This window comes from Candidatus Sodalis sp. SoCistrobi (assembly GCF_900143145.1).
GTDB lineage: Bacteria > Pseudomonadota > Gammaproteobacteria > Enterobacterales > Enterobacteriaceae > SoCistrobi.
Genome location: NZ_FRDB01000192.1, coordinates 1 through 5,486 on the forward strand (window position 1 = coordinate 1; position 5,486 = coordinate 5,486).

Below are 5,486 nucleotides of genomic sequence, written 5' to 3' on the forward strand. Positions count from 1 at the left end.
CAACAGGTCCTGAGGGGAGTGGCAATCCTGGAGCAATTGGTCAATAAGATCGTTGCTGATAGGCATTTTGTAGTCCTTTAAAGGTTTTGCTAAAAATGCCATTTACACAGATTATTTTACAGCCTCGCGAGGCCGCAGAGAGAGCGCTCCTGCTCTGCTCGCTGGCCTATCCATCTTGTTGAATACACTAAAATTATTATCGGAATATAGTCTGGAAGAACTTACTCATTTAGCGAGAGTTGCTCTTAAGCCTCCTCCCTGATGTGTAGATACCTATGCATAAAGGCAGCTTCGCCATAATCATTTGCGGCTTAATCCCACTCGACGGCAGATATTACACTGTTGCAGCGATTCCTCGTTTTGCTACTATTTTCCAATGAAACGGATGTACAGTCCTACGCAACAAACAAAAAGGTGCTGAACCTGATTATGTTCCCCACTTCATAGCAAAAAAGGGAAACCAGGTGTTTTCCGCAACATGCTGACTCACTGTTTGCATGCAAAAGAGCTGCTCGGTTGCGATACCGATATAGGGTGCATTTCTGCTGCAGGCTTTACTCCGCTATTCTCAATTTCTTTCAAGATGCATAATGTCACTCATTCTCTATTATCTGCACAGACAGTCACATTCGTTCACCGAAAACAGGTGACCTAATGTAACGCAGCGCGTTGGTAATGACACCCAAGAGAAGCGGATAGTTCGCGATGCACAGGTCATGGCGTCGTATTAAAGGCCTTATTTGGCTCCGGCAGAAGTCACAACTTTCCTTGGCTGCCGAATACCCGCGCTCAAGCGCGGCTTTCGCTGCGCTGACGTCTTGACGGCGACGTTATAGTAAGGAAAGAGGCGGGTTATTGCTGTTTAACGATGGACAAAAATGGCCTAACCAGGATGCGCCAGAGCAGATGTTTGTATTTCACCCGCCAGGGCATTTGATCTTTTAGGGTTTGCCAGATGGCAAGGCGTGTTGCAGTGGGTTTGGGACTGGGACTGGTACTGATATTTGACTGACCGGCATGAATACTATGCAGAATGACCGGTGGTACCACGGCGCGAACCTGACATAACGAGTAGTCCTGGAAAAGGGAATATTTGTCGGCCACCATCCATACCGGATACAGGGCTGCCGCCATGTTGCGCGCAGCTGCGCGATTGATGACATAACCGTGCGTCATGGCGGCGTCGATCACTCTATGCAAACTATGCGTTTTGTTCAACACATGAATCGGTTTCTTCAGGTATTGATTGCAGGTGGTGAGTAACGTCAGCAGCGGACGGTTGGGATCATTGTGCAAAGCGATATGGCGAATAATCGGCATGGCTTCCGGTGTAAGTTTGGCATCATCCTCCAGGATCAGTGCTTGATCCAGGCCTCGTTCATCAATGAGGCGATAGATATGGATATGGCTAAGAGCACAGCCTATTTCACCCGGACGGGTGGCGTAGTTGATTTCACGTGTGTGTTTTACAATGTCCTCGCCGCTGAGAAGGTGACCATTCACTGCGTCGATAAACTCATAGTCCAGAGAGTAACGGCGACATTGATATTCAATACATTGACGGCGCTTTACCGATTCTTTCAGATTGATGATAAAAACTTTCACGCTTTCTCCATGATGTGAATTATAAATGGTGCGCAGCGCTATCTTGCTATAAAAACGAAGGTGTCGTGTAAATCTATTATTTTTTTATATTTTGCCTGTGAAGCTATTGAATTGCATGAACCTATTCTTATGATTATTTTTGATGCTGAAATCGTGGTGAATAATACCAGCAAATCTTGTGCGCTGGCGAGAAATTCACGCACCCTTTATCGGCACTATGTATGGTGTTAAGTATTCTATTTAATGGCTTGTAATTAAAATCAATATGATAACTCTTCAGAGCATTGCGCTTCTGAATACAGCCAAGACGCGTAGTCGACTAAACCTTGCATAGTGACGGGGTCTGGGTCTTAGCATGACCTGTAGCCAGCTATTCTCTGAGTAAGGGGGGCGCTTGACGACCTTTGCTTATGCAGTGAAGCGTAAAGTGCCCCTGGTTTTACAGATAATATGAATTATTAATGCACTAATAAAATGTGTAATACCAAGCAGTCAAACGGTTACACGTCCGCTAAAGCGACAATGTGTAGGCTTTCTTTTATCACCCCGAAGGGTGAAAGCGTTAACGAAGGAGCCTAGCGGACGACGCTGACGTGACATTATCTCGCAAAATATAAGATGTGAAAATTAATTATTGTATTGTTATGTTAATGTGGGTGGGTACCTGACCCCTATGCAATATCGGCGCCAGGACAATTCTTACAAATTAAAACTTGCGAGAATAAAAGGATTTTTCTGATAGCGCTCAGTGAATTCTTGTGGATAATATTGGCCCATCGGCCACGAAGACAATTCCTTTGGCAATAAATCTTCAGGGTTGGGGGAAATGTATTGACAAGCGCCACATTCCGTTTAATAGTTATTCTCTGACGATCGAAAAAAATGCTACCAGATTGCTGTCCCCGGTATGAATACGCTGGGGTTTCCGATAGCATCGAACGATGATCTGAAATTATTTGCTTCAATTAATTAATAAAAATGATACGGTCTCTGTGTCACTTTCAATGGGTGCTACCGCATAAGGTCGGTACAGTGAGTACTTTTCACATCTGAGCCCTCAGCCTTAACCTTATAAAAGAATCAAAAGTATTAATCGTTAGAATAGATAGTCTTCGACAATGCGTAATGTTTCCCTATCGACAGGGGTTATTCAATCGCGCCTAAAGTACCATGGGCTGCTGCAGAACAAGGATGGACGGGGGAATATCAGAATTATCTTTAGTAGTTTGACGTATTTGACATCGTAATGATTAGCGACACTGTTTCGCGTTAGCATTACGGCGGGAATAAACGGTGCGGCCGAAAACGTCAGCGCCCAAGCCAGGATATCGCCATGAAAAAACTGAATGCGTTGGTGGGCGATAATGCCCAGAAAGGGAATGTCTCCCCTGAAATGAATAGTCAAGAATGGATGGATGCAATAAATCGCGAGTTGTCCACTATTGTCAAAAATGCGGGCGTCAACGTAGAGGATGACAATGAAGAAGCGCTATATGCCGCGCTGAGCAGATTGCTGCGACGGGCAGGGGAGTAACAGCTATTCGTCCGCCGCAAATCAAGCGCTCATTACCACAATACGTAAAACATTTGTTGAGAAGTTACCCGTAGGCCGGCGTGGCTTTATCGCAGCGCGACCCCACAGGCGGTATTCGTTCTAGATACCGGATGTTAAGAAGCGACGAAAATGGCGTGAACGGCGGCGTGGTAAAAAGGGTCTGACAATTTGGTATATTACCGATGCCGGTAAAAAGTATATGCTTTTGCCGGCTATCGTCATTGCGCCGCGGTCGTTAACGGATTATCGTTCCCTTGCCCGGGTGCGAACTTACTGTGTTAATGCAGATTGTGCTTCCGCCAGTTCTTGCTCAGCGCGTGCAACTTTTTTTTGTTTTTTGTTAATTTTATCGCTATTTCCCGTCTGTTGAGCCTCCGCCAGTTCGCGTTGTCGTTGCGCCAGTTTGCTTTTCTTATCGGCGACGTGACGTTGACGGTCTGCCTGCAGCTGATCATCGCGACAATGGGCGGTTATTTCCGACATCGCTTTTTCCAGACCTTCGGCACGCGCTGTATTGCCCTGGGCGCGGGCATGAGAGAGTTGCTGTTGTACAGATTGTTGTTTGGCCGCGCAGCCGCTTGCCGCCAGCGCATTTTGGCTAGGGAAAACCAGCATAAAACCGATTAGAGTTAGATAAGAGAGTGTCGATTTCATTGACGATCCTTTTCAAAGTAAAAGATAAATGTATGCATAATAATTTTAGACTAACTTTACCAGAGTTAACGGTTGGGGGAAATATGTCGCGCTCGTCGACGGCGCGAAAAGGTGACGCAGCGCTAAGTACGAACCATAAATCGTAACGGTAGTCTACGATGAACGTGATCGCAGAAAATCTGGCAAGAATGTCTTATCGAAAATAATTCGAGTTAAACTTAAATGTTGTCTCAAACCCGACTGATTTGTGCCTCAAGGTATTCGCAAGTGAGGCTGAGAAGGCAATGTAGGACACAAGAATATGCGAGGTCCCTGCCATGACGAAAGCATGCGATAAACGGTTGAGAACAATTCTTTTTTAGGCAATGAACCCGTTCGGGTGCGAGAAAAACGGGAAAATAGCATAAATATAAGCAGGCGTTTTTTATCACGCCAGTGATAGATGCTGATGATGTGTCACATTTAATCGTCTAAAAGGGGTTAAGCGTCGCTGTTGAAAAATCTGCATGCCGCGATCTGTGGCCCTATCCGCGGGCCCGTTGATGTGGAGGTGGATAATAGTCATCATGGGGTTGTTTTATTATTATCCAGCGTAATGCAGAATCGCCGATGCGGTTATTTCGCCCTTTCAATTTCTCATTGGCGAAAAAAAGCTGTTTTTTTAAATCCCAAACTCACATAATAAACATATGGGTTTCAGAAATTTATAACGTTTAAGGTAAATGATTATCATCTGGATTAAGCATCATGATTGCTAAGTTGTCTAAAAAAAGCCTGACGCGCCTTGCTTCCCTGGTATCCCTTGGCGTCGCGTTGACGCTGGTCTGCATCAAAATTTGGGCGTGGCTGGAAACCGGCTCCATTGCATTGCTGACCTCGGCGGCGGATGGTTTGGTGGATGTATTGGCGTCGATAGTCACTCTGGTGGGCGTTTATTACGCTCAGCGACCGGCGGATCGCGGCCATCGATTCGGTCATGGTAAAGCGGAAGCCATTGCCGCGTTTGTGCAGGCGCTACTGCTGGCGGCGGCGGGGGTGGCGCTGGGTATAGAGTCCTTTAGCCGTCTTATGACCCCTCAGGCGCTTGCCGCGCAGCAGCTCGGTATCATCGTGATCGTGGCCAACACCCTGTGCGCCAGCCTGCTGGTAGCCATGCAGACTTTGGTGGTGAAATATACTCATTCGACGGCGATTGCCGCCGATCGTGCGCACTACATTACCGACATCGCGGTCAATATTGCCGTGCTGTGCGCGTTGGTCCTTGAAAACCAGTTTGGCTGGGTCAGGGCAGACGCCAGCGGCGCGCTGGCGATTTCTTGCTATATGGTATGGAATGCGCGCGGCATGATCCAATCAGCGATGCTGCAATTACTCGACCGTGAACTGGATGGCGCCGATCGGCGGCGTATTACCGCCGCGGCGCTGAGTTGTCCCGGCGTGGAAGGGGTGCATGACCTGCGCACCCGCAACGGGGGCGATCGGGTTTTTGTGGAGCTGCATGTGGAAGTGGACGGGCAGTTGACCGTCGACGCAGGGCACGCTATTTGGTATGGCGGCTGCAACGCGCTGAAGGAGAAGAAAATGCGGCAGCCCGCCAGCTGATATGTCGCTTGTCAGGACGACAGCAAAAGCGAGGCCGCAGAGAGAGCGCTCCTGCTCTGCTCGCTGGCCT

Annotated in this window: 4 protein-coding genes; 2 read left to right on the forward strand and 2 right to left on the reverse strand. The window is 47.6% G+C overall.

Annotation, left to right across the window (positions count from 1 at the left end):
• Positions 1-852: 852 nt before the first annotated feature.
• Positions 853-1,605 (reverse strand): glycosyltransferase family 25 protein, encoded by a 753-nt coding sequence (locus tag CINSTRO3249_RS12185; RefSeq protein WP_074013477.1) that lies wholly within the window; start codon positions 1,603-1,605, stop codon positions 853-855.
• 1,333 nt (positions 1,606-2,938) lie between these two features.
• Between CINSTRO3249_RS12185 and CINSTRO3249_RS12190 the strand changes: the two genes are divergently transcribed.
• The gene (locus CINSTRO3249_RS12190; RefSeq protein ID WP_074013478.1) at positions 2,939-3,139 is read left to right on the forward strand and encodes a hypothetical protein; all 201 of its coding nucleotides are present in this window, start codon (positions 2,939-2,941) and stop codon (positions 3,137-3,139) included.
• A gap of 291 nt (positions 3,140-3,430) precedes the next feature.
• Here the strand turns inward: CINSTRO3249_RS12190 and CINSTRO3249_RS12195 are convergent, their stop codons facing one another.
• The gene (locus tag CINSTRO3249_RS12195) at positions 3,431-3,814 is read right to left on the reverse strand and encodes a DUF1090 domain-containing protein (RefSeq protein WP_074013479.1); all 384 of its coding nucleotides are present in this window, start codon (positions 3,812-3,814) and stop codon (positions 3,431-3,433) included.
• A 747-nt stretch (positions 3,815-4,561) separates the two neighbouring features.
• Here CINSTRO3249_RS12195 and CINSTRO3249_RS12200 point away from each other — a divergent pair.
• Positions 4,562-5,416, forward strand: coding sequence for a cation diffusion facilitator family transporter (locus CINSTRO3249_RS12200; protein ID WP_074013480.1), 855 nt, complete (start codon positions 4,562-4,564; stop codon positions 5,414-5,416).
• The last annotated feature ends 70 nt before the right edge of the window (positions 5,417-5,486 follow it).

Bases quoted from the DNA above. Each gene is read 5' to 3' on its own strand.
- CINSTRO3249_RS12190 (WP_074013478.1), top strand. From the start codon at position 2,939: ATGAAAAAACTGAATGCGTTGGTGGGCGATAATGCCCAGAAAGGGAAT.
- CINSTRO3249_RS12195 (WP_074013479.1), bottom strand. From the start codon at position 3,814: ATGAAATCGACACTCTCTTATCTAACTCTAATCGGTTTTATGCTGGTT.
- CINSTRO3249_RS12200 (WP_074013480.1), top strand. From the start codon at position 4,562: ATGATTGCTAAGTTGTCTAAAAAAAGCCTGACGCGCCTTGCTTCCCTG.